Source organism: Aureimonas sp. Leaf454 (assembly GCF_001424685.1).
In the GTDB taxonomy this organism is placed as follows: Bacteria; Pseudomonadota; Alphaproteobacteria; order Rhizobiales; family Rhizobiaceae; genus Plantimonas.
The window spans coordinates 51,514-78,281 of sequence record NZ_LMQT01000024.1 but is presented as its reverse complement, the minus strand read 5'-3'; the positions used below and the strand labels follow the sequence as shown (position 1 = coordinate 78,281).

26 protein-coding genes are annotated in these 26,768 nt (G+C 68.2%); 13 read left to right on the top strand and 13 right to left on the bottom strand.

What is annotated here, in order from left to right:
- Window positions 1-53: 53 nt before the first annotated feature.
- A complete protein-coding gene (locus tag ASG43_RS19650) occupies window positions 54-971 on the bottom strand; it encodes a DMT family transporter (protein ID WP_056509156.1) in 918 nt (305 codons plus the stop codon).
- Between the two features lie 149 nt (window positions 972-1,120).
- Between ASG43_RS19650 and ASG43_RS19645 the strand changes: the two genes are divergently transcribed.
- Entirely contained in the window at window positions 1,121-1,498 is a 378-nt protein-coding gene (locus ASG43_RS19645; protein ID WP_056508543.1) for a DUF3307 domain-containing protein, read from the top strand.
- A gap of 329 nt (window positions 1,499-1,827) precedes the next feature.
- Complete coding sequence (locus ASG43_RS19640) at window positions 1,828-2,652, top strand: lytic murein transglycosylase (RefSeq protein ID WP_056508541.1); 825 nt, start codon at window positions 1,828-1,830, stop codon at window positions 2,650-2,652.
- Between the two features lie 109 nt (window positions 2,653-2,761).
- Here ASG43_RS19640 and ASG43_RS19635 read toward each other — a convergent pair whose 3' ends face one another.
- Genes ASG43_RS19635 through ASG43_RS19620 form a run of 4 tightly spaced genes read right to left on the bottom strand, consistent with a single transcriptional unit; the run spans window position 2,762 to window position 5,573 of the window.
- A complete protein-coding gene (locus ASG43_RS19635; protein WP_056508539.1) occupies window positions 2,762-3,157 on the bottom strand; it encodes a helix-turn-helix transcriptional regulator in 396 nt (131 codons plus the stop codon).
- A complete protein-coding gene (locus ASG43_RS19630) occupies window positions 3,154-3,753 on the bottom strand; it encodes a Smr/MutS family protein (RefSeq protein WP_056508537.1) in 600 nt (199 codons plus the stop codon). The genes ASG43_RS19635 and ASG43_RS19630 overlap by 4 nt, the downstream gene beginning before the upstream one ends.
- A 1-nt stretch (window position 3,754) precedes the next feature.
- On the bottom strand, window positions 3,755-4,864 hold the full coding sequence (locus tag ASG43_RS19625; protein ID WP_056508535.1) for a murein transglycosylase A: 1,110 nt from the start codon (window positions 4,862-4,864) through the stop codon (window positions 3,755-3,757).
- A gap of 13 nt (window positions 4,865-4,877) precedes the next feature.
- Window positions 4,878-5,573 (bottom strand): Tim44/TimA family putative adaptor protein, encoded by a 696-nt coding sequence (locus ASG43_RS19620; protein WP_056508533.1) that lies wholly within the window; start codon window positions 5,571-5,573, stop codon window positions 4,878-4,880.
- A 215-nt stretch (window positions 5,574-5,788) separates the two neighbouring features.
- Here ASG43_RS19620 and ASG43_RS19615 point away from each other — a divergent pair, with 215 nt between their 5' ends.
- Together ASG43_RS19615 and secB are read left to right on the top strand one after the other, a co-directional pair.
- The gene (locus tag ASG43_RS19615; RefSeq protein ID WP_056508531.1) at window positions 5,789-6,352 is read left to right on the top strand and encodes an FxsA family protein; all 564 of its coding nucleotides are present in this window, start codon (window positions 5,789-5,791) and stop codon (window positions 6,350-6,352) included.
- 221 nt (window positions 6,353-6,573) lie between these two features.
- The gene (gene secB, locus ASG43_RS19610; protein WP_056508529.1) at window positions 6,574-7,068 is read left to right on the top strand and encodes a protein-export chaperone SecB; all 495 of its coding nucleotides are present in this window, start codon (window positions 6,574-6,576) and stop codon (window positions 7,066-7,068) included.
- Window positions 7,069-7,155: 87 nt separating this feature from the next.
- Here secB and dnaQ read toward each other — a convergent pair whose 3' ends face one another.
- The 4 genes from dnaQ to ASG43_RS19590 form a co-directional block, all read right to left on the bottom strand.
- On the bottom strand, window positions 7,156-7,887 hold the full coding sequence (gene dnaQ / locus ASG43_RS19605) for a DNA polymerase III subunit epsilon (RefSeq protein ID WP_056508528.1): 732 nt from the start codon (window positions 7,885-7,887) through the stop codon (window positions 7,156-7,158).
- A gap of 103 nt (window positions 7,888-7,990) precedes the next feature.
- A complete protein-coding gene (gene coaE / locus ASG43_RS19600; RefSeq protein ID WP_056509153.1) occupies window positions 7,991-8,584 on the bottom strand; it encodes a dephospho-CoA kinase in 594 nt (197 codons plus the stop codon).
- Between the two features lie 5 nt (window positions 8,585-8,589).
- Entirely contained in the window at window positions 8,590-9,489 is a 900-nt protein-coding gene (locus ASG43_RS19595; protein WP_056508526.1) for a shikimate dehydrogenase, read from the bottom strand.
- Between the two features lie 23 nt (window positions 9,490-9,512).
- Window positions 9,513-10,124 carry a Maf-like protein gene (locus ASG43_RS19590; protein WP_056509150.1) on the bottom strand — a complete coding sequence of 204 codons (612 nt, stop codon included), beginning with the start codon at window positions 10,122-10,124 and terminating at the stop codon, window positions 9,513-9,515.
- Window positions 10,125-10,621: 497 nt separating this feature from the next.
- Here ASG43_RS19590 and hemE point away from each other — a divergent pair, with 497 nt between their 5' ends.
- Together hemE and hemJ are read left to right on the top strand one after the other, a co-directional pair.
- Window positions 10,622-11,650: a uroporphyrinogen decarboxylase gene (gene hemE, locus ASG43_RS19585; RefSeq protein ID WP_056508525.1), complete on the top strand. Its 1,029-nt coding sequence runs from the start codon at window positions 10,622-10,624 to the stop codon at window positions 11,648-11,650.
- A gap of 2 nt (window positions 11,651-11,652) precedes the next feature.
- Complete coding sequence (gene hemJ / locus ASG43_RS19580) at window positions 11,653-12,081, top strand: protoporphyrinogen oxidase HemJ (protein WP_244488168.1); 429 nt, start codon at window positions 11,653-11,655, stop codon at window positions 12,079-12,081.
- A 164-nt stretch (window positions 12,082-12,245) separates the two neighbouring features.
- Here hemJ and ASG43_RS19575 read toward each other — a convergent pair whose 3' ends face one another.
- Window positions 12,246-14,792: a membrane-bound PQQ-dependent dehydrogenase, glucose/quinate/shikimate family gene (locus ASG43_RS19575; protein WP_056508521.1), complete on the bottom strand. Its 2,547-nt coding sequence runs from the start codon at window positions 14,790-14,792 to the stop codon at window positions 12,246-12,248.
- Window positions 14,793-15,193: 401 nt separating this feature from the next.
- Here ASG43_RS19575 and rho point away from each other — a divergent pair, with 401 nt between their 5' ends.
- From rho to ASG43_RS19540, 7 genes are all read left to right on the top strand, one after another.
- Window positions 15,194-16,459: a transcription termination factor Rho gene (rho, locus tag ASG43_RS19570; RefSeq protein WP_156386800.1), complete on the top strand. Its 1,266-nt coding sequence runs from the start codon at window positions 15,194-15,196 to the stop codon at window positions 16,457-16,459.
- A 46-nt stretch (window positions 16,460-16,505) separates the two neighbouring features.
- The gene (locus tag ASG43_RS19565; protein WP_056508518.1) at window positions 16,506-16,973 is read left to right on the top strand and encodes a YbaK/EbsC family protein; all 468 of its coding nucleotides are present in this window, start codon (window positions 16,506-16,508) and stop codon (window positions 16,971-16,973) included.
- Window positions 16,974-17,055: 82 nt separating this feature from the next.
- Window positions 17,056-18,354, top strand: coding sequence for a tRNA uridine-5-carboxymethylaminomethyl(34) synthesis GTPase MnmE (mnmE, locus tag ASG43_RS19560; protein WP_056508517.1), 1,299 nt, complete (start codon window positions 17,056-17,058; stop codon window positions 18,352-18,354).
- Between the two features lie 91 nt (window positions 18,355-18,445).
- The gene (gene mnmG / locus ASG43_RS19555) at window positions 18,446-20,323 is read left to right on the top strand and encodes a tRNA uridine-5-carboxymethylaminomethyl(34) synthesis enzyme MnmG (RefSeq protein ID WP_056508515.1); all 1,878 of its coding nucleotides are present in this window, start codon (window positions 18,446-18,448) and stop codon (window positions 20,321-20,323) included.
- Window positions 20,313-20,969 carry a 16S rRNA (guanine(527)-N(7))-methyltransferase RsmG gene (rsmG, locus tag ASG43_RS19550; RefSeq protein ID WP_056508513.1) on the top strand — a complete coding sequence of 219 codons (657 nt, stop codon included), beginning with the start codon at window positions 20,313-20,315 and terminating at the stop codon, window positions 20,967-20,969. The genes mnmG and rsmG overlap by 11 nt, the downstream gene beginning before the upstream one ends.
- 79 nt (window positions 20,970-21,048) lie before the next feature.
- On the top strand, window positions 21,049-21,843 hold the full coding sequence (locus ASG43_RS19545) for a ParA family protein (RefSeq protein WP_056509143.1): 795 nt from the start codon (window positions 21,049-21,051) through the stop codon (window positions 21,841-21,843).
- 20 nt (window positions 21,844-21,863) lie between these two features.
- Window positions 21,864-22,895 (top strand): ParB/RepB/Spo0J family partition protein, encoded by a 1,032-nt coding sequence (locus ASG43_RS19540; protein ID WP_056508511.1) that lies wholly within the window; start codon window positions 21,864-21,866, stop codon window positions 22,893-22,895.
- 67 nt (window positions 22,896-22,962) lie between these two features.
- Here ASG43_RS19540 and purH read toward each other — a convergent pair whose 3' ends face one another.
- The 3 genes from purH to ASG43_RS19525 form a co-directional block, all read right to left on the bottom strand.
- Window positions 22,963-24,627 (bottom strand): bifunctional phosphoribosylaminoimidazolecarboxamide formyltransferase/IMP cyclohydrolase, encoded by a 1,665-nt coding sequence (gene purH, locus ASG43_RS19535; protein ID WP_056508509.1) that lies wholly within the window; start codon window positions 24,625-24,627, stop codon window positions 22,963-22,965.
- A gap of 157 nt (window positions 24,628-24,784) precedes the next feature.
- Window positions 24,785-24,955, bottom strand: coding sequence for a hypothetical protein (locus ASG43_RS19530; RefSeq protein ID WP_156386799.1), 171 nt, complete (start codon window positions 24,953-24,955; stop codon window positions 24,785-24,787).
- 56 nt (window positions 24,956-25,011) lie between these two features.
- Window positions 25,012-26,700: a heparinase II/III family protein gene (locus ASG43_RS19525; RefSeq protein ID WP_162244750.1), complete on the bottom strand. Its 1,689-nt coding sequence runs from the start codon at window positions 26,698-26,700 to the stop codon at window positions 25,012-25,014.
- Window positions 26,701-26,768 lie beyond the last annotated feature (68 nt).

The following is a 26,768-nucleotide window of genomic DNA, read 5'->3' as shown; positions in this document are numbered from 1 at the left end:
TCAGTTCAAGGCGCGAGCGGCCAGTGCTCCGTGATCCGCGCCGATGCCCGTGATCAGGCCGGCGGCGGATTGATCGGCGTCGGAACCTTGCCGAGCTGGCGCTCCCGCAGGGCGATGTAGAGCCCGGACGCGACGATGATCGCCGCGCCGAGAAGAACGGCCGGGCGAGGAATGTCGCCGAAGACGATCCAGCCGAAGAGGATTGCCCAGACGAGCAGCGTGTATTGCGCGGGCGCGGTCACGGCGGCGTCGGTGAGCTTCAGGGCCCGGTTGACGCAGAAATGCGCGAGCATGGCGACGACGCCGAGAATGGCGAGGAGGAGGAAGTGCAGGCCGCTCGGCTGAACCCAGCCGAAGGGCGCGGTGACCGCGCCGGCCAGAGCCGAGCCGACGAGATGCCACGTGACGAGCACCGTGTCCGGCGTTCCCCGCAGCATTCGTCCGGTGAGGAGGATCAGGCCGAAGAGGAAGGAGCCTGCGATGCAGATGAAGGCAGCGGGCGTCAACGTGGCGGCGGAGGGCTCGAGCGCGACGACGACGCCGGCGAAGCCGACGACGATCGCCGTCCAGCGCCGCCAGCCCACGCGCTCGCCGAGCAGGAAGGGCGAGAGCGCCGCGACGTAGATCGGCGCGGCCAGCCAATAGGTCATCACGTCGGCGAGCGGCAGCGCCTTGACCGCGAGATAGAAGAGGAAGACCTCGACCGTGGTGAAGAGGACGCGAAGCGCGTTCAACCGCGGCTGGGACGGCTGCAGGATCGGACGCCAGCCGATCCGCCAGATCGCGGGCGCGAGAACGACGAGGGCCGAGACGCTGCGCAGGAGCAGAACCTGTCCCACGGAATAATCCGCGACGAGGATCTTGCCCATCGTGTCGTTCAGCGAGAACATGAGGACGCCGAGCAGCATCAGGGCGAGGCCGAGGCCCGGCGCATCGGCCCTGGCCGGCAGGGCGGCGGTGTCGGTGGACATGTCGGTCGTCTCCCCGGACGCTTCGGCGGTGCGGCCGGCGTCCCTCATGCGAAATCGGCAATGCAAATTTAGCGCTTTGCCGTCAGGATCGGATGCCGAGACGAGCCCGCCCTGGATGCTCGCCCGTCAGTCAGTCGCGGGACGAACCGGTGCACATCCCTCTCCAACCCCTCGTGCTCGTGTACCTCGCCTTCGTCGCCAAGCAACTGCTGGCTGACTTTTTTCTCCAGTCGGGGTGGATGGTCTTCGGGAAGAAGGCCGAGGCGGGATGGCTGGCGCCGCTGCTCGTCCATGCCGCGATCCATGCGCTCGGCACGTTCCTCATCGCTCTTGCGATCGCACCGGCGCTGTGGTGGCTCGGCCTCGTCGATCTGGTGGTTCACGCGGCCATCGATCGCGCCAAGGCAGTCTGGTCCCGTGGCCTGGACGTTTCCAACGGGGCCTTCTGGTGGGCTTTCGGTTCGGATCAGGCCGCCCATCAGCTGACCCATTTCGTCTTCGTCCTCGCCCTCGTGCCCAAGGTCTAGCGCAAGCCGACAGCCGATCGCAGGCCCATTGTCCCCTCCCATGCCCTTCGCCGGGCATCGGGCCTTGCGTGGATCCTTTTCGAGGTTCGCGCCGATGTTCCCCTCGCCTGTTCTTCAGGTAGGATTAGGAAATGATCAATCGTTCCCCACCAGAATGAACGGGCGAACCGGTCGCATCCTCCTCTCCAAGTCGTGTTCCACGCCTCTTCGCAGAGCGGATGCAATCCGTTAAAGCCTGCTTTCAGCTCCGATGCAGGCGTTTGCGTGCTTTGTCATCAGCATCGAGCGCTTCCGCTCCTCTCCTCCCGCCATTTCAAGGATCCGCATTCATGTCCGCGATGAAGACAACCGCGAGGACGCTTCTCGCCGCCCTCGCTCTGTCCGCTGCCCTCGCCGCCCCGGCCCTCGCCGCCACCTGCGGCAACAACGCCGCGGGCTTTCCCGCCTGGCTCGAAGACTTCAAGGGCGAGGCGCGGGCGCAAGGGATCTCGCAGGGCACGATCCAGGCCGCGCTCGGCGACGTATCCTACGACAAGAAGGTCATCGGCCTCGATCGGAACCAGAAGAGCTTCAAGCTCTCGCTCGACCAGTTCATGGAGCGTCGTGCGCCCTCGTCCTTCGTCAAGAAGGGCAAGGGCATCATCGCGCAGAACGCCGGCATGCTGAATGCCATCGAGAAGCGCTACGGCGTGCAGAAGGAAGTGCTCGTCGCGATCTGGGGCATGGAGACCGGCTTCGGCGCCAATTCCGGCAACATGAACATCTTCCGCTCGCTCGCGACCCTGTCCTACGATTGCCGCCGGTCGGACTTCTTCACCGAGGAATTGCTCGCGGCCCTGCAGATCGTCGAGCGCGGCGACAAGCGCGCCTCCGACATGCGCGGCGCCTGGGCCGGCGAGATCGGCCAGACGCAGTTCCTGGCCAAGAACTACCTGCGCTTCGCCGTGGACGGCGACGGCGACGGCCGCCGCGACCTCATCCGCTCCAAGGCGGACGTCCTCGCCTCCACGGCGAACTTCATGCAGCAGCACGGCTGGGTCGCCGGCGCCGGCTACGGTCCGGGCGAGACCAATTACGGCGTGTTCCGCGACTGGAACCGCGCCGGCGTCTACCAGCAGGCCCTGGCGCTGTTCGCCTCGAAGCTGGCGAACTGAAAGAGGACCCGCGGCGCCCGCGGGGCCCGGATGATGATCGAAGAACGGCCGGCGATCCCCGAGGGGAGCGCCGGCCGTTTTCGTCGAGCCCACGGCTCGCTTGCCGGGATCAGCGCCGCCGACGGGCCCGCTGGATCGCCTCGGCCCGCGCCGCGGCGGCTTCCAGTTGCGCGAGAAGCGCGTCGATATCCTCGGGAGACAGGAGCGCGATCGTCTCGGCGAGACGGTTGGCGAGCGCCGTCGCCGAGGCTCCGAGACCGGCGGTCTCGACGCTGACCTTGGGATGCGAGAGCTCCGCCAGCCGCTCCAACTCCTCCGCATCGTCCCAGATCACGTTGAGATAGCCGATGATGCGCTGCAGGAGCTGCCAGGTCGGACGGCCGCGGCGGCCATGTTCGAGGGCCGAGAGATAGGCGCTGGACACGCCCAGCGCCCGCGCCATCTCGACCTGCGTCACGCCCTTCTCGCGCCGCAGCGCCCGCACGCGCTCGCCGAAGGGCGTCATCGCCGGCGGATCCGGACGTAGAAGGCGCCGTCGCCGCCGTGCTCGCGCTCGGCCGGCTCGAAGCCCGAGACGAGCGGGCGAAATTCCGGCGTGTCGAACCAATGCGGCAGCTGGCGGCGGATGACGCCGCGCGAGCCGAAGGACGCGCCCCGTCCGGTGATGACGAGCACCATCCGCAGCCCCTGCCCCTGCGCCTGCCGCAGGAAGCCGAGCAGCACGTAATGCGCGACGACCTGCGTGCGGTCGTGAAGGTCGATCCGCGCTTCGATCGGCAGCCGGCCCTTGGCGATCTTGCGGCGGACGGGCCGTTCGATCGGATGGAAGGGGGAAGACGGAGCCGCAGGTCCGGCGGGACCCCGTGCCTGATAGCTCGGCATCACCGAGGGCCGCGCCGGAGGCGGCGGCGGGATCGCGGGCGCGCCGCGCCGCGCCGCGTCCTTCGACGTCTCGACCGAAGGCGCAGAGACCGGGGGAGCCGAGATCGGGGCCTCCTCGTCGAGGCGGCTGCGACGGCGCTGGCCGAGCGGGGTCGCGGTGCGCGCGATTGTCGCCCAGAGCGCCCGCTCCTCCTCGCTGAGGGACCTCGGCCGTTTCATGTCACGAGGCCAGACGCTGCCAGAGCGAGACCGGCAGGAGAGCGTAGAAGTCGCCGGGATGGCGCACCCGGCCCGCCGCACGGCCCGCCTCGAGACCGGAGCCAACGAAGATGTCGGCGCGCGCGGGGCCGAGGATCGCCGAGCCGGTGTCCTGCGCGATCATCAGACGGTGGAAGGGACGACCCTCCAGAGCCAGCGTCGGCGCGGCGATGAAAACGGGAAGGCCGAACGTGTGAAGCTCGCGATCCACCGCGATCGAGGCCATCGGCGTCAGCGGGACCTTGGCGGCCGCGACCGGGCCGAGGCTCTCGTCGGCGACCGGTGCTTCGCGGAAGAAGATGAAGGAGCGGTTCCGGTCGAGCAGCGGGCGCACGCGGCCCGGATGCGCGGCGAGCCAGGCACGGATGCCGTCCATGTCCGCCTCCGCCAGCGTCAGCTCGCCCTCCTCCACGAGGATGCGGCCGATGGCGGTGAAGGGGTGGCCGGTCTTGGCCGCATAGGTGACGCGGATGCGCCGACCATCGGGAAGCGCCAGGCGCGCGGAACCCTGGATGTGGATGAAGAAGGCGTCGACGGGATCGGCGAGCCAGGCGATCTCCAGACCCTTGCCCTCGAGGAAGCCCGCCTCGATCGCGGCACGATCGGGATATTCGTCGAGCATGCCGTCGGGCCGGCGCCGCGCAAAGCGGAAATAGGGATCGAGACCCACCGGCCGGGAGATGTCGTCGACCTTCACGAGATCGGCCGGCGGTGCATAGAGCGGATATCGGAAGCGATCGGTCTCGACCGGAGACGCGGAGACCTCCGGTTCGTAATAGCCGGTGAGGAAGCCGCGGGCCGACGGATCCGTCGCGGATGCGGCCAGCCGCGCCGGTCGGAAGGCGGTCTCGAAGAAGGCGCGGGCTCCGGCCTCGTCGACGCCGAACGCGGCTTCGGCGGCGACACGGAAGGCATCGGCCTCCAGGCCGAGACGTCCCGTCGCGACCTCGCCCATCCGAAAGCGATCGGCGGATCGGCGGAAGGCGGCCAGTGCATCGCCGAGATCGGCCTCGCCCCACCGAGGAAGATCGGCGAAGTCGGCGCGCGTCAGGAGGTTCGAAAGCTCGGGCATGGCGGCGACCGTCTCAGTCGGATTCGGTCGCGACGAGCTTCCAGTTCGGGTCCTTCGAGCGCGTGTCGCGCGCGAAGGTCCAGACGTCCTTCACCTCGACGATGGCCTCGAGATCGCCGTCGACCACCTCGCCGGTCGCCGACTGCACGGCCGAGACCAGCTGCGAGACGATGCGAAGGGTCACGACGACCTCGCGGTCCTTCACGGCGGCGCCGACGATCTTGGCGTCGTCGATGCCGACGAAGGTCGACTTCATGACCTCGCCCTTGGCTTCCCGATCGGAGATCGCGGCCTCGAAGCCGGAATAGACCTCGGCGGAGAGAAGATTGCGAAGACCCTTGCGATCGCCGGCTGCGAAGGCCGTGACGATCATCTCGTAGGCGATCTTGGCGCCTTCGAGGAATTCCTTGGGATCGAAGGACGGATCGGCATCCCGCACGGCGCGCAGATCGGCATTGACCGGATCGCTCACCGGCACGACACGGTCGATCGCCTCATAGGGATCGGCCGAGACCATTTCGGCCGGCGGCACGTCGCGACGCGGCAGGGTCACGACATTGCCCTGGGGTGCGGCTCCCTCGACCTTCTCGGGCCGCGTGTAGGGATCGAAGGGCGGCCTCTCGTTCCCCGTGCGGCGACCGAGCACGTTTCGCAGCTGAAAGAGGACGACCGCCGCCAGGACTATGAAGAAGATCGTCCCGAAACCCATCGTGCAAATGTCCCTGTTTGAAGGCGGTGAAACAGCCGGCTTGTCATGACCCGTCGTCGCCGGGCGGTTCGGCGGCAGACATGGCGGAGAATGGTCCGGCTGCATATAAGAGATCGGCGCGCGCATTCAATTTTTCTGGCAGCGATCCTATCTCCATGCCGAGACGGTCTTGCGCCCGAAGGTGGGAGGCTGCGTTGCTCAATCGGAGAGGCCCGATGCCGATCGTTCCCATTCTCCTTCTCGGTCTGCCGATCCTGGAGATCGCCGTCCTCATCCTCGTCGGCGAACAGATCGGGCTCCTGGCGACGCTCGGCATCGTTCTCGGCAGCGCCGTTCTCGGCGCGCTTCTCCTGAAGCGTCAAGGCTTTGCCGCGCTCGGGCGGATCCGCGCGGAGGCCGCGGCCGGCCGGGTGCCGGGACGCGACATCGTGCATGGCGTGATGATCGTGGTGGCCGGCGTGCTCCTGCTCCTGCCCGGCCTCATCGGCGATGCGGTCGGCCTTCTTCTTTTCCTGCCGCCGGTGCGCGACCTTTTGTGGCGCGCCCTCGGTCGGAGCGTCACCGTGGTCGCGACCTCGCCCATGGGCTTCCAGCGGTTCGGCGCAGGACGGTTCGATGCGACGGGACGCTCCGGCATGGGATCGCGGCCCGGCCCGACCTCGCCGACGTTCAACCGCCCGGAGGTGGTCGAGCTCTCCGACGAGGACTACCGGCGACGGCCCGATCCGAACTCGCCCTGGGCGAACGACGACCAGCCGCAGAAGCCGACGCTTCACTGAGAGAGCGGTCGCGGAGCGGGCGAGGCGGGACGGCAAGAGCCTTCGGGGATCGCGCATCGACGGCGCCGGCCGCCGTGCCCGACAGGGCCGGGCGCGGCGTCGAACTTGCAGGCTCGGCCCCGAAATGTTAGCGCAGCCGCCGAACGCAACGCCCGCGACAAGGGCATGCCGGCCGCGCCGAGCGGGCGGAAACAGCGCCCGATGCGGGCGGGAGGCACTTCATGTCGGACACCCAGACGAACGGAAACGTTCCCGAGGGCGGCGTCGCGCCGCAGCTCAACATCCTCGCCCAGTACATCAAGGACCTTTCCTTCGAGAGCCCGAACGCACCGGCCTCCCTGCGCAACCAGGGCCGCGCCCCCGGCATCAATATCGGCGTCAATGTCGGCGCCAATCCGGTGAACGGCGCGGAGGGCGACTACGACGTCCGCCTGACGCTGAACGCCAAGGCCGGCGAGGAAAAGGACATCCTGTTCCATGTCGAGCTCGAATATGGCGGCGTCTTCCGCCTCCAGGGCTTTCCCCAGGAGCACCTGCTGCCGCTGCTCTTCATCGAGTGTCCGCGCCTGCTCTTCCCCTTCGCGCGCCAGATCATCGCGGACGCCACGCGCAGTGCCGGCTTCCCGCCGCTGATGATCGACCCGATCGACTTCGCGGCCCTCTTCACCCAGCGGATGGCGGAGGAGCGCGCCAAGTCGCAGGTCCAGATGTCCTGAGCCAACGCGAGGGAATGAACGGGAAGGGCGCTGCGGCGCCCTTTTTCGTGGGATGACCAATCGGGATAGACGGAGAGACGCTGCGGTCTATCCAGCGCTGTCCGAGACGCCCGTTGCCGGCTCCGGTGGAAGGTGAGGCGTCCAGGCCGCCTCCGCGCCGAGCGACGCGACAAAGGCGCGATGCGCGGCTTCTTCCGCCCGGGACAGGCGGGGTGGCAGCGGCGTCGCCCGCATCTCGATCCGCGTCGGCGTGCCGTCGGCGTCGCGCCGATCCTCCTGATGCGCCGAGACGAGACCGAGCGCGGCCTGCCGGCCGCCGATCAGTTCGATATAGACGCTGGCGAGAAGCTCGGAATCGACGAGCGCGCCGTGCTTGTCGCGCTTGGTCGTATCGATGGAGAAGCGCGAGCAAAGCGCGTCCAGCGTCGCCGGCGCCATGGGAAACTTGCGCCGCGCCATCTGCAGCGTGTCGATGACGACGCCCATGTCGATCGGCTTGCGCCCGAGCCGCGCCAGTTCGGCATTGATGAAGCGGATGTCGAAAGTCGCATTGTGCGCGATCAGCGTGGCGTCGCCGAAAAATTCCAGGATCTCGTCGACCACCGCCTCGAAGAGCGGCTTGTCCTTCAGGAAATCGTCGGAGATGCCGTGGACGTCGAAGGCGCCGGGATCGACCCGCCGGCCCGCCGGGCGGATGAACGCGTGGAAATGCTTGCCCGTCGGAATGTGGTTCCAAAGCTCGATGCCGCCGAATTCGATGATCCGGTCGGACTCGAAATCGAGCCCGGTGGTCTCGGTGTCGAAGACGATCTCGCGCATGTCCAGCCCCTTAGAGGCTTGTTCTTGTGGGAGTCTGGAGGGCTCCGTGCAAGGGGCGAGGGCGAGGGTTCGCTGTATGTTCGGCTGTGTCGCGAGCGTCAGACTATGTCGGACTTTCTCTCCGCAGCCGCTCCACCAGCGCCCGCACCTCCGCCCGCGCCGCGTCGAAGCCCCGAGACGTGTCGATCACGACATCGGCCCGGCGCCGCTTCTCCGCGTCCGGCATCTGCTTGTCGAGGATCGCCGCGAAGCGCTCAGGCGTCATGCCGGGCCGCGCGAGGATGCGGGCGCGCTGGACATCCGCCGGAGCGGTGACGACGAGGATGCGGTCGACGCGCCCTTCCCCGGCCGTCTCGAAGAGCAGCGGGATGTCGAGAACCACCAGCGGCTCGCCGCGCGCCCTCGCGGCGTCGAGAAACGCCGTCTCCTCCTCGCGCACCAGGGGATGGACGAGCGCCTCCAGCGCCTTCAAGGCTTCGGCATCGCCGAGGACGCGCGCGGCGAGACGCTCGCGGTCGACGACGCCCTCGACCACCGTGCCGGAAAACAGCGCCTCGACGGCGGGTGCGGCCTTGCCGGCATAGAGCCGATGGACGGCGGCATCGGCCGAATGGACGGGCACGCCCTCCTCCTCGAAGAGGGCGGCGGTCGCGGACTTGCCCATGCCGATCGAGCCGGTGAGGCCGAGGACGATCACGGCCGTCATCCCGCTTTGGCGATGTCGGCGAGCACGAGCGCCCGGAGGTCTTCGGTCACCTCGGGCCGCCGGCCGAACCAGCGCTCGAAACCAGGGACCGCCTGATGGAGGAGCATGCCGAGACCGTCCGCCGTGCGAAGGCCGCGCGCGGCGGCGGCGCGCAGCGTCGGGGTTTCCACGGGGACGTAGACGATGTCGGTGACGAGGGCATGATCCGGCAGGGCGCAGAGATCCGGCAGCTTCGGTTCGTAGCCGTATCGGGCCATCTCGGGATCGACGGGCGGGATCGGCACCGTGTTGACCAGGAGATCGGCGCGGCCGAAGAGCGCTGCTCGCTCCTCCTCGCCATGACCGGAGACGCCGGGCCCGAAGCTTTCCGCCAGCGCCTCGGCCCGCGCAGACGTGCGGTTGAGGATCGAGACGCGCTTCACGCCGCGTTCGAGGAGCGCGTGGACCACCGCCCGCGCGGCCCCTCCGGCGCCCAGAACAACCGCCTCACCGGCATCCGCCCAGCCGGACAGGCGCTCGTCGAGATTGGCGGCGAAGCCGTAGGAATCGGTGTTGCCGCCGACGAGCGCCGTCCCTTCGCGCCAAAGCGTGTTGACCGCGCCGATCGCATCGGCCGCCGCGTCGCGCTTCGACACGGCGCGGAACACGGCCTCCTTGTGCGGGATCGTGACGTTGCCGCCGACATAGGGGCCGTCGAGGAAGCCGGCGAGGAAATCCTCCATCTCCTCGGGCGGGATGCCGAGGCGGACATAGGAGCCGGGAAGGCCGAGCGTCGCCAGCCAGGTTCCGTGGATCAGCGGGGAACGCGACTGCCAGACCGGCCAACCCGTGACGAAGGCCTCCGGTCCCTCCGGGGGAGGGCTTGCAGCCTCGTCGTCCTCGAACACATGAGCCATCGCGCCTCTCCCTGTCCTCGTCTTCAGCCGTCGATCGCGCCTTCTTCGCGCAGCCGGGCGAGAAGGGGAAGGAGGGGAAGGCCGATGATCGTGAAGTGATCCCCCTCGATCCGCTCCATCAGCTGGATGCCGCGTCCCTCGATCTGGTAGGCGCCGACGCTGGAGAGGATGGCCGCGCCGGACGCGGCGAGATAGCGGCCGACGAAGCCGGGATCGAGATCCCGAACGGTCATCGATGCCACCGCCACATGACGCCAGGTCGCGATCCCGTCCCGCGCAAGGACGACGGCGCTGTTCAGCTGATGGGTCCGCCCGGAGAGAGCCAGCAGCGTATCCCGCGCCGCCTCAGCATCGGCCGGCTTGTGGAAGAGGCGGTCGCCTAGCGACAGCGTCTGGTCGCAGCCGATGACGAGCGCGCCCGGCAGCCGCTCGGAGACCTCGATCGCCTTCGCCTCGGCCAGAACGAGAGCAAGGTCCTCGGGGTCGACGCCCGCCTCGAGCAGCGGCGCCTCGAGCGCACGCTCGTCGAGAAGCGGGCGCTCGATCCGGACGGAGACGCCGGCATCGGCCAGGAGCTTGGCGCGGTGGACGCTGCCCGAGGCGAGGACCAGCGAGGCTTCGAGGTTCTGAATCATGCCGGTCCCCATCCCTGTGCCGCCATCGGCCGCGGGACGTGTCGGACTCGATTCTCTCGAGGACCGCAAGCACTTCGTGCGGTTTCACCCGCTGAAATCGGGACCCTGTTGAGAAGCCGGGACTTGTCCCCAGGCGCTTTTTTCGCCGGCTCGGGCGGGGGTCGAAGGGTCGGTTTCTCCACATTTGGCTGCAGGCCCCTGCCTGTGGATCGAAGACTTGGATTGCGGGGAGGAGTTGTGGCTTTTGGGCGTTGCGAGGAGAAAGCGGCGATGTGTCCACCACGCTCCCCGTCGTCAAAAGCCTGCCGTTCCTGCGATTTCTGGACTTATCCCCAGGGCGCCCGATATCGGCCGCTGCCGCCTGTTGAGACATTTCGACCGGGGCAAACCGGCATCGCGGCGTATCGAGCTCTGTGAATTCCGGCTATCCACCGACTCATAGAATCAGAATCCAGATCTATAAGATCTTTTAGAAGAGAAGATGGGAGCCGGACCTGATGGGACAGCGAAACCTCGTCCGGGCTCTGGAGGGCGAAGCGCTCTTCCCGCCGCCGGTCTGGCTGATGCGGCAGGCCGGACGCTATCTTCCGGAATACCGGGCGACGCGCGAAAAGGCCGGGGGCTTTCTCGACCTCTGCTACAATCCCGATCTCGCCGTCGAGGTCACGCTCCAGCCGATCCGCCGCTTCGGCTTCGACGCCTCGATCCTCTTCTCCGACATCCTCGTCATTCCCGACGCGCTCGACCGGGACCTGCGCTTCGTGCAGGGCGAGGGACCGATGCTCCGGCCGATCCATGCCGACGAGATCGGCGATCTCGACCCGACGCGGGCGGAGGCCCATCTCGCCCCGGTCATCGAGACCGTCTCGCGCCTTCGCCGAGAACTGCCGGAGGAGACGGCGCTGATCGGATTCTGCGGGGCGCCCTGGACGGTCGCGACCTACATGATCGCGGGACACGGCACGCCCGACCAGGCGCCGGCCCGGCTCTTCTCCTATCGCCACCCGCAGGCCATGGCGGCGCTGATCGATCTCCTCGCGGACATGTCGGCCGCCTATCTCATCCGGCAGCTCAAAGCCGGCGCGGACTGCGTGCAGATCTTCGATTCCTGGGCCGGTGTCCTCGACGAGGCGGCCTTCGAGGCCTACGCGGTCGCCCCGGTGAAGAAGATCGTCGACACGGTGCGCGCGGCGGTGCCCGGCGCCAAGATCATCGGCTTCGCCAAGGGGGCGGGCGCGCTTCTGCGCGATTATCGCCGGCGCACGGGCGTCGATGCGGTCGGGCTCGACTGGCAGGTGCCGCTCTCGCTCGCCGCCGAGCTCCAGAGCGAGGGCGCGGTGCAGGGCAATCTCGACCCGCTGCGGCTGATCGCCGGCGGCCAGGCGCTGGACGAGGGGATCGACCGGATCCTCGGCGCGCTCGGGCATGGGCCTTTGATCTTCAATCTCGGCCATGGCATCACGCCGGATGCGCCGATCGCTCATGTCGAGGCGCTGCTTCGGCGCGTTCGCAGCTACAAGGGATGACGATGGATCTCGACCTCTGGATCAAGGCGGTTCACGTCTTCGCCGTCGTCTCTTGGATGGCGGGAATGCTCTATCTGCCGCGCCTTTTCGTCTACCACGCGGAAGCGGGACCCGGCACGCCGCAGTCGGAGACCTTCAAGGTCATGGAGCGGCGGCTCCTGAAGGGCATCATGCTGCCCTCGATGCTCGTCACCTGGGCCGCCGGCCTCTGGCTCGCCTGGTCGAGCTTCGCCTTCCAGGGCGGCTGGCTGCACACCAAGATCCTTCTCGTGGTGATCCTGTCCGGCCTTCACGGCTATCTCTCCGCATCCTCCAAGCGCTTCGCGGCCGATCGCAACACCAAGTCCTCGAAGTTCTGGCGGATCGTGAACGAGGTTCCCGCGGTGCTGCTGGCGGCGATCGTGATCCTGGTGATCGTGAAGCCGTTCTGAGGGGGCTGGAGGGGTCGCCCGAAGCGGCGACGCTGTCGCAAGCGGTTCCGGGTGCTTCGGCGACCCAAGGCACCGGGCGCCCCCGTCGAGGCTTTGAGCCTATCGCATGAAAAAGGCGGCGCCCGTGAGGGAGCCGCCTTTTTCACATCCGGGAAGGTCGTTGGTCAGTTCGCGGCGGGCAACCGATACGCGATCACGGCATCGCCGGTCTTGGTGCCGAGCGAGCCGTGGCCGCCCGCGACCGCCAGCACGTACTGTCGCCCATCGGAGCCCTGATAGGTCATCGGCGTCGCCTGACCGCCGGCGGGAAGCCGCGCCTTCCAGATCTCGCGGCCGTTCGAGACGTCGTAGGCGCGCAGGTAGTAGTCGAGCGTGCCGGACAGGAAGGCGACGCCGCCGGCCGTCATCAGGGGACCGCCGAGGTTCGGAACGCCCATGCGGAACGGAACGGGGATCGGCGACTGGTCGCGGACGGTGCCGTTCTTGTGCTGCCAGATCACCTTGCCGGTCGTCAGATCGGCGGCGGCGACATAGCCCCAGGGCGGGGACTGGCAGGGCAGGCCGAGCGCGGAGACGAAGGGGTTCAGCTTCACGGCGAAGGGCGCGCCGAAGTTTTCGTTCAGCGCCGGTAGGGCGCCGCCCGGTGCGAACTGCTGGTCCTGAACGTAGAGCTCCGAGCTGTTCTCGCGGGGCACGAGTTGCGAGACGAAGGCGAGATAGGTCGGCGTCGTGAAGGCGATCTGCCGCTCCGGATCGACCGCGATGCCGCCCCAGTTGAAGACGCCGAAATTGCCGGGATAGATCAGCGAGCCCTGTTCGGAGGGCGGCGTGAAGCGGCCTTCGTAGCGCAGGCGCTTCAGGCTGATCCGGCAGGCCAGCTGGTCGAACATGGAGACGCCCCACATGTCGCGGTCCGTCAAAGCCGGGGGATCGAAGGAGAGGTTCGATTTCGGCTGCGTCGGCGCCGTTCGGTCGCCTTTCGCCGCGCCCTGGGGAGCGGGAACCTCCGTCACCGGAAGAACCGGCGTGCCCGTGCGGCGGTCGAGAACGAAGAGTTCGCCCTGCTTGGTCGGCTGGACGAGAGCGGGAACGCGTGCGCCGCCGACGTCGAGGTCGACGAGGCTCGGCTGGGCCGGCACGTCGTAGTCCCAGAGATCGTGATGGACGGTCTGGAAGCTCCAGCGCAGTGCGCCGGTGCGGGTGTCGAGCGCGACGACGGAGGAGGAGAAGCGTTCGACAGTCTCGGACCGGTCGCCGCCCCACTGGTCCGGCGGCTGGTTGCCGAGCGGCACGTAGACGAGGCCGAGGCCTTCGTCCACCGCCGAGATCGACCAGGAATTGGGGGAGTTCGGCGTGTAGGTTTCGCCCGCCGGCAAGGGCTCGGTGCGATCGGGGCGCCCGGAATCCCACGCCCAGACAAGCGCGCCGGAGTCAGCGTCGTAGCCGCGGATGACGCCGGACTGCTCGGCGGTCGAGACGTTGTCGAGCACCGTGCCGCCGACGATGAGGCGGTCGTTCGCCACGACCACCGGCGAGGTCGAATAATAGGCGCCGGGCTTCACGTTCGGCATCTGCGTCCAGAGATCGATCTGACCGTCTCCGCCGCCGAAATTCCCGCAGACATGGCCGGTCTCGGGATCGAGCGCGATCAGGCGTCCATCGGCGGTCGGCATGTAGAGCTTGGCCGAGCAGGTGGCGAGCGCGGCGTTGGAGGCGGCGACGGGAAGGTTCGCGGGATCGCCGGTCGTGGCGGGGATCGCAGCGGGCGAGGCCTGCGAAGGCGCGGTGCCCGGTTCCGCCGGAACACCGGCCGTCGAAGCGCTGGCCGCGAGGGCTGCAGCCGCGGCCTCGGCTGAGCGGTAGGAGAGGCCGCGGCAGGTGAGATGCTGAAGCGCGAGCTCGCCCTTCACCTCCGGCTCGTAGCGCCAGACCTCGCGACCCGTGTCGGCGTCGAGCGCGATGACGTTCTGGTGGGGCGTGCAGAGGAAGAGGCGGTTGCCGATCTTCAGCGGCGTGACCTCGAAGGTCGTCTCCTTCGGGTCGCCCGCCTGTTTGACGTCGCCGGTGTGGTACTGCCAGGCGACTTCGAGGGAGGAGACGTTCTGCGGCGTGATCTCGGCGAGCGGCGAGAAGCGCTCGCCGGCACCGGTGCGCCCGTAAGCCTGCCATTCGCCGGGCGGGACCGGCGGAACGCCGGAGGGGCTCCGGCCCGCCTCGCGACGCTCGGGCAGCGTGCCGTCGATGCGGTGGAGATCGGTGAACCAGGAGACGACCGCGACGCCCATCACGAGGAGGAGCGACAGCGAGAGCGCGAGGCCGCCGCCGGCAAAGGCGGAAGGATGCGTGCGCCGCCCATCGAGAACGTCGGCGACGTCGCGCCGGCCGAGCGAGCGGGTGACGAAGGGCGTGAGGAGGAGCAGGCCGAGAAGGAAGATCACGTCACCCCTCGCGGCGAGCGGCCACCAGTCGAGGCCGACCTCCCAGAGGGCCCAGGCGAGGGTGCCGAGAACGAAGAGGGCGTAGAGGCCCAGGGCGCGTGGGCTGCCGACGGCGAGTAGACCGGCGGTCGCCAGGAAGGCCACGGCGGCCACGACGTAGTAGAGCGAGCCGCCGAGCGCGGCGAGCCAGATGCCCCCGACGGCGCTGCCGGTCCCGCACAGGACGAGGAGGGCGACCGCGATCCAGAGGATCGGGCTTCGACGAGGCGACATGGGGAACATCCTTGAACGACGCGAGTTTGCGCTCAACGTCGGGACCGGTTCCGGGTTGCACCGCAGCAACCGGCGGGAGGGGTGCACAGGCCGCGCGGGTGCGGGACATCGGTCCGTCTCGGCCCCCATGACGGTACCGGCGGGGGTCATGTCCGGCCGCCGCTGTGTCCTCCCGTCAGCGAAACCGCTTGCGCGGCGAGAACTCCGGCGCTATGTCTGAGGTCCTTCCGCATACCGATGCAATGTCCCGTCGCGTCCGACTCGCTTGCGCACTGCCGTCCCGTCCGGGTTTTTCGCCCGAAGGGTTCAGGCCCCTTGCATCTCCTCCCCCACCGCCTTTGTCCCGATATGTCCCGCCGATAGACCCTGATGCGTCCGGTGGGTTGGAGCACCCGAACACCATGTCCGAAATGAAGCTTCAGGACCTGAAGAACAAGAAGGCCCCCGAACTCATCGCCTTCGCCGAGGAGAACGGGGTCGAGAACGCGCCCGTCCTGCGCAAGCAGGAACTGATGTTCGCCATCCTGAAGAATCTCGCCGCCGAAGGCGTGGAGATCATCGGCGAAGGCGTCGTGGAGGTCCTGCAGGACGGTTTCGGCTTCCTGCGCTCGCCCGATGCCAACTATCTGCCCGGCCCCGACGACATCTACATCTCGCCCTCCCAACTCCGCCGCTTCTCGCTGAAGACCGGCGACACGGTCGAGGGCCCGATCCGCAGTCCCAAGGACGGCGAGCGCTATTTCGCGCTTCTCAAGGTCAACACGATCAATTTCGACGACCCCGAACGCATCAAGCACAAGAGCCATTTCGACAACCTGACGCCGCTCTACCCGAACGAGCGTTTCAAGATGGAATTGGAGGTTCCGACCTCCAAGGATCTCTCGGCCCGCGTGATCGATCTCGTGGCGCCTCTCGGCAAGGGACAGCGCGCGCTCATCGTCGCGCCGCCGCGCACCGGCAAGACGGTTCTCCTCCAGAACATCGCCCATTCCATCACGGCGAACCATCCGGAATGCTACCTCATCGTGCTCCTCATCGACGAGCGCCCCGAGGAAGTGACCGACATGCAGCGCTCGGTGCGCGGCGAGGTCGTCTCCTCGACCTTCGACGAGCCGGCCGTGCGCCACGTGCAAGTCGCCGAGATGGTGATCGAGAAGGCCAAGCGCCTCGTCGAGCACGGCCGCGACGTCGTGATCCTTCTCGACTCCATCACGCGCCTTGGCCGTGCCTACAACACGGTCGTGCCCTCTTCAGGCAAGGTCCTGACCGGCGGCGTCGACGCCAACGCCCTGCAGCGGCCGAAGCGCTTCTTCGGCGCGGCGCGCAACATCGAGGAAGGCGGCTCGCTGACGATCATCGCGACGGCCCTCATCGACACCGGCAGCCGCATGGACGAGGTCATCTTCGAAGAGTTCAAGGGCACCGGCAATTCGGAAATCGTGCTCGACCGCAAGGTCGCGGACAAGCGCATCTATCCGGCCATGGACATCCTGAAGTCGGGAACGCGCAAGGAGGACCTCCTCGTGCCGCGCGCCGACCTGCAGAAGATCTTCGTGCTGCGTCGGATCCTGGCGCCCATGGGCACGACGGATGCCGTCGAGTTCCTGAACGACAAGCTGAAGCAGACGAAGAGCAATGCCGACTTCTTCGACTCCATGAACACCTGATCCCGGTCCCGTCTCGGGACGTCGGGATCGACGCGGAGAGGCCTCGATGCACCCGTCCGTCGAACGCGTCGCGGCCGCGGCGGCCGCCAAGGGTCTCAACCTGGAGATCCGGGAAACAGCCGGCGCCCGGAGCTCGGAGGACGCCGCGCGGGCCGTCGGTGCTCCCGTCGGCCGGATCGTGAAGTCGCTTGTCTTCATCCTGTCGGGCAGTGACCTGCCGCTTCTCCTTCTCGTGTCCGGCTCCAACCGGGTGGACGAGGCCCGGCTGGCGGCCCATGTCGGCGGCGCAGTTCGGCGAGCGAGTGCGGAGGAGGTCCGGGAAGCGACCGGCTTCGCCATCGGCGGCGTGTCGCCCTTCGGTGCGACGGGCGACGTCCAGATCCTGATGGACGAAGACCTCTTCGCCCATCCGACCGTCTGGGCCTCGGCGGGCACGCCGCTTCATGTGTTCGAGATCGTGCCGTTGGCGCTTCGCAGCGCGACAGGCGCGGCGGTTCTCGTCTTGAAGGCTTGACCCAGACCTCTCGATTCGGACCTGAAACGATGATGTGCGCGCCGTTGGATCGATTCGATCAAGGGAGCATGGAGATCGAGTCGTGAGCGAAACGATCGTCGCCCTGTCGTCCGGTGCCCTGCCTGCCGGCATCGCCGTCGTGCGGATCAGCGGACCGGCCACCCGCGACGCCCTGCAACGCGTCGCAGGCCCCCTGCCCCTCACGCGTCGGGCCAGCCTACGCTGGATCCGGAATGGCGGCGGCGAACCGATCGATCGCGGTCTCGTCCTCTTTTTCGAAGGGCCCACCACCGTGACCGGCGAAGACCTCGGCGAGTTGCATCTCCATGGCGGGAGGGCCGTCGTCGGCGCCTGTCTCGAAACGTTGACGTCCCTGCCCGGGATCCGTCTCGCACAGGCGGGCGAATTCACCCGCCGAGCCTTCGAGAACGGACGGATCGACCTCACCGAAGCGGAAGGGCTGGCCGAGCTCCTTTCGGCCGAGACCCGAAGCCAGCATCGGCAGGCCCTCGCCCAGAGCGGCGGGTCGCTCCGTCGTCTCTACGAAGGCTGGATGGCGCAGCTGGTGCGCGCCCGCGCCCTTCTCGAAGCCTCTTTCGACTTTTCCGACGAAGGCGACGTCGCCTCGGATGTCGCGGATGCCGTTCGTCCGGCGCTCACCGGGCTCGTCGCCGAGATGGATCGTCATCTCGCGGGCGCGCGTCGCGGCGAGATCCTGCGCGACGGGTTTCGGGTCGTCATCGCGGGCCGCCCCAATGCGGGCAAGTCCAGCCTCCTCAACGCGCTGGCCGACCGCGACGTCGCCATCGTCTCGGACCGGCCCGGCACGACGCGGGACCTGATCGACGTGACGCTCGACCTCGGCGGTCTTCCCGTGCGGCTGACCGACACGGCCGGGCTTCGCGAGAGCGAGGACAGTCTGGAGACCGAAGGCATCGCGCGTGCTCAGGCGGCGATGGCGCAAGCCGATCTCGTGCTTCTCCTCAGCGACGGCGAGGCGTCGCCCGACATCTCCGACGTACCGGATCGCCGTGTCCTTCCCGTTCGGAGCAAACGCGATCTTTTCCCGGCGCCGGACGGGATGCTCGCCATCTCCACCCGGACCGGGGAAGGCCTCGACGATCTCATCGCCGCCATCGGGACGGCTGCCTCGAACGCCGTCGGAGACCCTGCCGAACTGGTGCCGACACGCGTGCGGCACCGCGAGATCGTTGCCGCGTCCCGCAGCCGGTTGGCCGCGGTTCTGGTCGACGCGCCTCCGGACGAGATCTTCGCGGAGGAGCTTCGGACCGTCGCCGAGCGGTTGGGAGCACTGACGGGCCGGACCGGGGTAGAGGACCTTCTCGACGTCATCTTCTCCGAATTCTGCATCGGCAAGTGACTCACGTGAAACATCCGGTCTCCCCTGGACCTCGACGCGAACGCGGCCTGACGGATTGACTTTGAGCCCCTCCGGCGGCTTAACCCATGGCATGAACGCATCTCAGAACCGCTTCGATGTCGTCGTGATCGGCGGCGGGCATGCCGGCTGCGAAGCCGCGAGCGCTGCCGCACGGTCCGGTGCCCGAACGGCCCTCGTTACGCATCAGGCCCGCACGATCGGCGCCATGAGCTGCAATCCCGCCATCGGCGGCATCGGCAAGGGTCATCTCGTGCGCGAGATCGATGCCCTGGGCGGCCTGATGGGCGAGGTCGCCGATGCCGCCGGCATCCAGTTCCGCGTTCTCAACCGGAGCAAGGGCGCGGCGGTTCATGGACCACGGACGCAGGCCGATCGAAAGCTCTATGCAGGAGCCATGCAGGCGGCGATCCGCGGGCAGTCGGGTCTCGAAGTTCTCGAAGGCGACGTGTTCGATCTCGAATGGGACGATGCGGCCAACCTGTGCGGCGTGGTCTTCGCCGACGGTCGGCGGATCGCCTGCGGCGCCGTGGTGCTCACGAGCGGGACCTTCCTTTCCGGCTTGATCCACATCGGCTCGCGCAAGATCCCGGCGGGGCGCATGGGGGAGGATCCCTCTCTCGGTCTCTCCGGCACGCTGCGACGCCTCGGCTTGCGGCTCGGTCGCCTGAAGACGGGAACACCGGCGCGCTTGGATGGGCGGACGATCGACTGGTCGGGTCTGGAACGGCAGGCGGGAGACGTCGAGCCGGTGCCGTTCTCCTATCTGACGACATCGATCACCAACGCGCAGGTCGAGTGCGCCATCACGCGCACCACGCCGGAAACCCACCGCATCATTCGCGAGAACCTGCAGCGTTCGGCGCTGTATTCGGGGGAGATCGAAGGCGTCGGACCGCGCTACTGCCCTTCGATCGAAGACAAGATCGTGAAGTTCGGCGAGCGCGACGGACACCAGATCTTTCTCGAACCCGAAGGGTTGGACGACCCGACCATCTATCCGAACGGCCTGTCGACCTCGCTGCCGGAGGATGTCCAGACGGCATTCCTTCGCTCGATTCCGGGCCTCGAAGCGGTCGAGATCCTGAAGCCGGGTTATGCGATCGAATACGATCACGTCGATCCCTGCGAACTCCATGCCAGTCTGGAGGTTCGGCAAGCGAAGGGTCTCTTCCTCGCGGGCCAGATCAACGGGACGACGGGCTACGAGGAAGCGGCCGCACAGGGGCTCTGGGCCGGGATGAACGCGGCGAGGCGCGCTGGCGGATCGGAGCCGATGACGATCGGTCGAGGCGACGCGTATCTCGGCGTGATGCTCGACGACCTCACGCGGACCGGCGTCAGCGAGCCGTACCGGATGTTCACCTCGCGCGCCGAATTCCGGCTGACGCTGCGCGCCGACAATGCCGATCGCCGCTTGACGCCGCTCGGTCTTCGCCTCGGCCTCGTCGACGGACGGCGCAAGTCGGTCTTCGAGACGTCCGAAGGCCAACTGACCGAGGCGCGTCAGCGGCTGGAGGCGCTGAGCCTCACCTCGGCGCAGGCGGCCAAGGCCGGCCTTGCGGTGAACCAGGACGGGCGTCTTCGCACGGCTTGGCAGCTTCTCTCGCAGCAGAGCGTGACCATCGAACGATTGTCCTCCATCTGGCCGGAACTCTCGGCCATGTCGACATCGATTCGGACACGGATCGAAATCGAGGCCGGATACGACGTCTATCTGGATCGTCAAATCCGCGATCTCGAGCGGCTTCGGCGGAGTGAATCCTTGGAAATTCCAGTAGGATTCGACTTCGGCCGTCTCAAGGGTTTGTCGAACGAACTGCGACAGAAGCTGGAAGAACGACGTCCCGCGACGCTTGCCGATGCCGAGCGGATCGACGGGATGACTCCCTCCGCGCTCGCCTTGATTCTGGTTTCCCTTCGCCGGACCGGCCTGCACCATGCCGCCTGAGGACAGGGAGGACCGGTCGGTCTTCACCGAACGCTATGCTGTTTCACGTGAAACGCTGGAGCGGCTCGACCGTTATGTCGCTCTCTTGCATCAATGGCAGGCGAAGACGAACCTCGTCGCGCCCTCCACCCTCCCCCAAATTTGGTCGCGTCACATCGCGGACTCGCTGGTTTTCGTCACGCTTGCGCCGGACGTCCGGCGCTGGGTGGACCTGGGGTCGGGCGGCGGATTTCCGGGCTTGGTGACAGCCATTCTCCTTCGCGACGAGAGCGATGCGGAGGTTCATCTCGTCGAGAGCACCGAAAAGAAGGCCGCGTTTCTGCGTCTGGTGATCCGCGAACTCGGCCTTCCCGCAAAGGTCCATGCCGTGCGCATCGAATCGGCGTCGGCCGTGCTGGGACGGGCCCAGGCTGTCAGCGCGCGGGCCTTGGCCAGTCTCGACGTGCTCCTGGGCCTCGTCGATGGCCGCATCGCACCGGACGTTCCCTGCTATTTTCCCAAGGGACGCGGTCACGCGGGGGAAATCGAGGAAGCGTCTGCCCATTGGCGATTCAGCATGGTAAAGCATCCCTCAACGGTCGAGCCGGACTCCGTCATTCTCGAACTCCGCGACATCGCTCGTCGCGGGGATGCGGTCCGTCGATAGAGCGCTTCGTTTCATCAGCGAAACGATGTCCGAACGAGCCTTCCAAGGGAGGAGATCGAGTTCCATGGATGCAGGACCGGTGCGTCGCATGCGGGTGATCACCCTGGCGAACCAGAAAGGCGGCGTCGGCAAGACCACGACCGCGATCAACCTCGCGACGGCCCTTGCGGCCGTCGGACGCCGAACCCTGTTGATCGACCTCGATCCCCAGGGAAATGCTTCGACGGGTCTCGGTATCGACCGGGACGATCGCGAGGTTTCGTCCTACGACGTCCTCATGGAGACGGCCTCGATCAGCGACGGCGCGATGATGACGGCGGTGCCGAACCTCTTCGTCATTCCGTCCACGCTCGACCTTCTCGGCCTGGAGGCCGAGATTTCCGGTGCGACCGGCCGCGCCTATCGCCTGCGCGACGCCTTGCATTTCCATTCGATCGGAGATCCGCAGTTCGACTTCGTGCTGATCGACTGCCCGCCCTCGCTGAATCTCCTGACGGTCAATGCGATGGCGGCGGCGGATTCGATCCTGGTTCCCCTGCAATGCGAGTTCTTCGCGCTGGAGGGGCTCAGCCAGCTGCTTCAGACGGTGGAGCAGGTCCGCGACACCCTGAATCCAGCGCTCGACCTGCATGGCATCGTGCTGACGATGTTCGACGGGCGCAACAATCTGGCGAGCCAGGTCGTGCGGGACGTTCGCTCCTACATGGGCGATCATGTCTACGAGACGATCATTCCACGCAATGTGCGGGTCTCCGAAGCGCCGAGTTTCGGCAAGCCCGCCATTCTCTACGATATGAAATGCTCGGGAAGTCAGGCGTACATCCGCCTCGCCTCCGAGGTCATCCAGCGCGAGCGACGGTTGACCGCAGCATGACGAACAGGGAGCTCCAGCCCATGAGCGACAGCAACGAAGATCGGTCCCGGCAGCGGCTGGGTCGTGGCCTCGCCTCGCTGATCGGCAGCGGCGGCATCGGCGGTCCCGTTCGCGCCATGGGAGCCGGTGGCCAGCCCAATGGCGAGGGAAGCGGAAGCCGGAAGGTCGCGGTCTCCCGCCTGACGCCCAATCCGCGCAATCCCCGCCGGAATTTCGACGAGGCCGAGCTCGGCGACCTCACCAATTCCATCCGCACGCACGGCGTCGTTCAGCCCATTCTGGTGCGGCCCAAGCCGGGCGTGCCGGGATCCTTCGAGATCGTCGCCGGCGAGCGGCGGTTCCGGGCGGGCCAGATGGCCGGTCTCTCCGAGATGCCGGTGGTGGTGCGCGACATCACGGATCGCGAGTCGCTCGAGATCGCGATCATCGAGAACGTGCAGCGGGCCGATCTCAACGCGCTCGAAGAGGCGCAGGCCTACGAGATGCTGATCGAGCAGCACGGCTACACCCAGAGCGATCTCGCCGACGTGCTCGGCAAGAGCCGCAGCCATGTCGCGAACACGCTGCGCCTCCTGAAGCTGCCCGAGGCGGTGCGGGGCATGCTTTCGCGCGGCGAGCTCTCGGCCGGACATGCGCGGACGGCGGTGTCCGCCGAGGATCCGGAGGCCTTTGCCCGCCGCATCGTCGACGGCGGTCTCAGCGTGCGACAGGCCGAGGATCTCGCCCGAGGACCGGTCGAGGCCGGAACGTCGCCGGCCAAGCGGCCACGGGGTTCGAAAGCCGGCGCGCGGGCCGGCGCCGAAGCCCCCTCCCCGGCTCCGGCCGTGGAGACCGGAGCGAAGGACGAAGCCCCGACCAAGGATTCCGACACCGCCGCCTTGGAGCGACTGCTCGGCGATGCGCTCGGCATGAGCGTCGAAATCCGCTTGCCCGGCGAAGGCGGCGACATCCGGATCGACTACGGGACGCTGGAGCAGCTCGACGAGATCTGCCGACGGCTTCAGACCCGGCGCCTGGAAGCCGGCGCGGAGCCAAAGATCCGCAGCTTCTGATCGAGGCGGACGGATCCTCCGGCGGCGCCGTCGATGCCGCCGGAGGATGCACTCCGGGCCCGTGGTTTCAGTGGCGGAAGTGCCGCATGCCGGTGAAGACCATGGCGAGGCCGTGAGCATCCGCGGCAGCGATCACCTCGTCGTCGCGCATCGAGCCGCCCGGCTGGATCACGGCCGTGGCACCGGCTTCCACCGCCGACAGAAGGCCGTCCGCGAAGGGGAAGAAAGCGTCGGAGGCGACGACGGAGCCGTGGGTCTTCGGCTTGAGATGTCCGGTCGTGCGCTGCCCCGTCGCCTGTTCCAGGCCGACCGATTCCACCAGAAGCGCCATGGCCGCGTCCTCGGCCTTGCGGGCGGCGATGCGGGCGGAGTCGACCCGGCTCATCTGGCCGGCGCCGATGCCGACCGTCGCGAGGTCCCTCGCATAGACGATTGCGTTCGACTTCACGTGCTTGGCGACGCGGAAGGCGAAGCGGAGGTCCGCCATTTCCGTCTCGCTCGGCGCGCGCTGCGTCACGACGCGCAGATCGAGGTCGTCGACGACGCCGTTGTCGCGCGACTGGACAAGGAGGCCACCGGCGAGCGACTTCACCATCCGACCGGCCGCGCGGGGATCCGGCAAGGCGCCGGTCAGGAGCAGCCGAAGGTTCTTCTTGGCGGCGACGATGGCGATGGCCTCGGCGTCGGCATCCGGAGCGACGATCACTTCCGTGAAGATCTCGGTGATGGCGCGGGCGGCGTTCGCGTCGAGCGTCCGGTTCAACGCGACGATGCCACCGAAGGCGGAGACGGGGTCGCAGGCGAGCGCGGCCTGATAGGCGTCGAGCAGATCGGCACCTTCCGCGACGCCGCAGGGATTGGCGTGCTTGATGATGGCGACGGCGGCCGTGCGGGCGGCGTCGAACTCGGCGACGAGCTCGAAGGCGGCGTCCGTGTCGTTGAGGTTGTTGTAGGAGAGCGCCTTGCCCTGGATCTGCCGTGCCGTCGCGACACCCGGTCTCGGATCCCCGGTGAGGTAGAAGCTCGCGCTCTGATGCGGGTTCTCGCCATAGCGCAGGGTCTCGGCGATGCGGCCGGAAAAGCTGGCGTGACGCGGTGCGCCTTCGTTCAGTTCGCCGGCAAACCAAGTCGCGATCGCGCCGTCATAGGCGGCGGTGCGGGCAAAGGCACGGGCCGCGAGCGTTCGGCGCAGCGCCAGCGTGGTCTCGCCGCCCGTCTGCCCCAGCGCCTCCAGAATCTCGGCATAGTCGGCCGGATCCGTCGCGACGGTGAGATAGGCGTGGTTCTTGGATGCGGCGCGGATCATCGCGGGTCCGCCGATGTCGACATTCTCGATGCACGCCGCGAAATCGGCTCCGGAGCGGACGGTCTCCTCGAACGGGTAGAGGTTGACGACGAGAAGATCGATCGGCGCGATGGCGTGCGCGGTCATCGCCTGCGCGTGCGCGGGATCGGCACGGACGGCGAGGAGCCCGCCATGGACGCCGGGATGCAGCGTCTTGACGCGGCCGTCCATGATCTCGGGAAAGCCGGTCAGTTCGGACACGTCGCGGACGGGAAGGCCGGCCTCGGCGAGCGTCTTGCGCGTTCCACCGGTCGAGACCAGCTCGACGCCCATTCCGGCGAGGGCGGTCGCGAAATCGAGGAGGCCGGTCTTGTCCGAGACGGAGAGGAGCGCGCGCGCGACGCGGACGCGGTCCGGCGCGGGATGGGAATTGGCGGCAACGGCCATGGCTCGGCTCCTCGGCGGGCGGCGGGTTCGCCCGGCCGCCTCGATGCGGCGCGGGCTCCTGCCGTCCCTTAAAGAACGCACCGTCCGCGCACAACGCCGGAGGCGCCAGCGCCCGCGGTCTTCGCGGGAGCTGGCCGAGGCATGGAGGGTCGGCGGTTCAGGGCTGGCGGCGAGCCGGATCCGTGGCCGGCTTGCGGAAGTCCGCGCTCTTCTGTGCGAGATCGTCGGTCGTGTTCGGCAAGACGGCGACCGCGCGGGTCATGCCGCCGCAGCCGGCAAGGACCGAAGCGGCGAGGACAAGGGTGACGGCGAGAGACGTGCGGGACATCGCGAACTCCTGGCTGTGCCGGGACAACGCATCCCGCCGCGCTTCGGTTCGGCGCCTCAGCGCAGCCGCTCGAAGCGCCACGACACGTCGTCGCGATGGCGGGGATCGAAGGGCAGCACGATCTGCAGCGTTCGGCGCGCGCCGGCGCTGTCGGCGAAGAAGATGGAATCCTCGAGCATCACCGTCGTGTCGGCCTCGAAGCGCCAGACCTCGCGCTTCAACACCAGCTCCACCGCATCGCCGACGGTCGCCGCCGCGACGGCGGGATGGAGATGGAAGCGGATCGAGGCCGGCTCGGGATGGCGTCCCCCCGCGCGATGGCCGGGGCTCGTCAGCCGGTCGGTGCCCTCCACCAAGCGTCCGTCGCGCGACAGGAACAGCTGGCGCTCGTGGACGAGGCCGAAGCGCTTCATGTAGCCGTCATGCGCCGCGATGAAGCGCTGGCCGTCGTCGGAATCCTCGCGGGACACGGCGACGCGGGTGGGCCCGGCGACCAGCGTCGAGCCGATGAACCGCTCCGCCAGACCCGGCTGCGTCACGCGGGAAGAGGATTGGTCGGCCACGGCCAGCGTCGAATGCGCCGCCGTGGTGCGCGAGAGGCGTCGCCATTCGATGTCGCGCCGCGTGGGTGCGCCGCAGTTCACGACGAGGCGGCCCGCCATGGTGGAAAGCTCGAAGGACAGCGTGCCCGCATGGGCGTCCGCCGAAAGGGCGGAGGGCGGGGGAAGGCCGGTATCGGCGAGGACGACGGTGCCGCCGGCGGCCAGGCGCTGGTACCCGCCCTGGCGCGCCTGGCTGATCGGCTCGCCCAGGGTCTCGTCGTGGCGCAGGAGCGCGGCGAGGAGATGGGCCTCGGTGACGCCCGCCCCGTTGAAGAGCGCGAGCGCGCCATCGGCATGGCGGAAGAAGCGCAGCGCCGGGAGCATCCGGTCGATGGCGGTGAAGAGCCCGCGGGGAACCGGCTGCGACTGCTCGACGAAGGTCTGGCGAAGCGGCAGGAGGTCGGCGAGAAGATCGAGGATCGCCGCGGGATTGCGGGTGATCACCGTGCCGTCGGCGAAGACCTGGCGGTCCAGCTCGTCGGAGAGATGACGCGCCGCGTTCTTCATGTGCTTGATCGGCGTCGGCATGCAGAGCGAGCCGTAGGCCAGCGCGATGCGGGCGCGCAGGCGCGGCGGGCCGTCCGGCGCCTCGGAGGCGACGGAGCGCAGATAGCGCAGCTGGCGGGCCAGCGAGCGCATGAAGCGGCGGTAGAAGGGGTAGTCGGCCTCGCCGAGGATCGTGCCGGCATGGCTCAGCCAGGCGACGATGCGCCGCGACGTGACCTCGACGCCGTGCGAGCGGGCCCCGAGCGAAGGACCGGCGCAGCGGATCCAGTCGGAAACGAGCGCGCGGGCGTTGGAGCGGGCGAGGGGATCGTCGGCCTCGCTGAGATGGCGCAGCCAGCCGAAGGCGTGAAGCTCGGCCTGCCAGGCGGGCGAGGGCGCCTTCAGCAGGAAGGGCGAGCGGCCTTCGGTCTCCAGCACTTCGCCGCCGAGATGGAAGCGGCCCGCATAGATGTCGGCGGCGATGTGGGAATCGCCCTTGCGCAGGTCGGGCGGCGTGACGAGAAGGCGCTCGGGCGCCGTGCCGGAGAACCGCCAGCGATGCAGGGGGCCGATCGCCAGACGCCGCCGCGCGCGACGCACGGCCTCCGACAGGACCAGTCCCGCAAGGCGCGGTGCATCGGCCAAGTCCCCCGCCACTCCCGCTCCCATGAGACACCCGCCCTCTGGTGTCGCGGCGGCGCCTTCGCACCGCCTCGACCCGTCCG

Bases quoted from the DNA above. Each gene is read 5' to 3' on its own strand.
- ASG43_RS19650 (WP_056509156.1), bottom strand. From the start codon at position 971: ATGTCCACCGACACCGCCGCCCTGCCGGCCAGGGCCGATGCGCCGGGC.
- ASG43_RS19640 (WP_056508541.1), top strand. From the start codon at position 1,828: ATGTCCGCGATGAAGACAACCGCGAGGACGCTTCTCGCCGCCCTCGCT.
- ASG43_RS19635 (WP_056508539.1), bottom strand. From the start codon at position 3,157: ATGACGCCCTTCGGCGAGCGCGTGCGGGCGCTGCGGCGCGAGAAGGGC.
- ASG43_RS19630 (WP_056508537.1), bottom strand. From the start codon at position 3,753: ATGAAACGGCCGAGGTCCCTCAGCGAGGAGGAGCGGGCGCTCTGGGCG.
- ASG43_RS19625 (WP_056508535.1), bottom strand. From the start codon at position 4,864: ATGCCCGAGCTTTCGAACCTCCTGACGCGCGCCGACTTCGCCGATCTT.
- ASG43_RS19620 (WP_056508533.1), bottom strand. From the start codon at position 5,573: ATGGGTTTCGGGACGATCTTCTTCATAGTCCTGGCGGCGGTCGTCCTC.
- ASG43_RS19615 (WP_056508531.1), top strand. From the start codon at position 5,789: ATGCCGATCGTTCCCATTCTCCTTCTCGGTCTGCCGATCCTGGAGATC.
- secB (WP_056508529.1), top strand. From the start codon at position 6,574: ATGTCGGACACCCAGACGAACGGAAACGTTCCCGAGGGCGGCGTCGCG.
- dnaQ (WP_056508528.1), bottom strand. From the start codon at position 7,887: ATGCGCGAGATCGTCTTCGACACCGAGACCACCGGGCTCGATTTCGAG.
- ASG43_RS19595 (WP_056508526.1), bottom strand. From the start codon at position 9,489: ATGGCTCATGTGTTCGAGGACGACGAGGCTGCAAGCCCTCCCCCGGAG.
- ASG43_RS19590 (WP_056509150.1), bottom strand. From the start codon at position 10,124: ATGATTCAGAACCTCGAAGCCTCGCTGGTCCTCGCCTCGGGCAGCGTC.
- hemE (WP_056508525.1), top strand. From the start codon at position 10,622: ATGGGACAGCGAAACCTCGTCCGGGCTCTGGAGGGCGAAGCGCTCTTC.
- hemJ (WP_244488168.1), top strand. From the start codon at position 11,653: ATGGATCTCGACCTCTGGATCAAGGCGGTTCACGTCTTCGCCGTCGTC.
- ASG43_RS19575 (WP_056508521.1), bottom strand. From the start codon at position 14,792: ATGTCGCCTCGTCGAAGCCCGATCCTCTGGATCGCGGTCGCCCTCCTC.
- rho (WP_156386800.1), top strand. From the start codon at position 15,194: ATGTCCGAAATGAAGCTTCAGGACCTGAAGAACAAGAAGGCCCCCGAA.
- ASG43_RS19565 (WP_056508518.1), top strand. From the start codon at position 16,506: ATGCACCCGTCCGTCGAACGCGTCGCGGCCGCGGCGGCCGCCAAGGGT.
- mnmG (WP_056508515.1), top strand. From the start codon at position 18,446: ATGAACGCATCTCAGAACCGCTTCGATGTCGTCGTGATCGGCGGCGGG.
- rsmG (WP_056508513.1), top strand. From the start codon at position 20,313: ATGCCGCCTGAGGACAGGGAGGACCGGTCGGTCTTCACCGAACGCTAT.
- ASG43_RS19540 (WP_056508511.1), top strand. From the start codon at position 21,864: ATGAGCGACAGCAACGAAGATCGGTCCCGGCAGCGGCTGGGTCGTGGC.
- purH (WP_056508509.1), bottom strand. From the start codon at position 24,627: ATGGCCGTTGCCGCCAATTCCCATCCCGCGCCGGACCGCGTCCGCGTC.
- ASG43_RS19530 (WP_156386799.1), bottom strand. From the start codon at position 24,955: ATGTCCCGCACGTCTCTCGCCGTCACCCTTGTCCTCGCCGCTTCGGTC.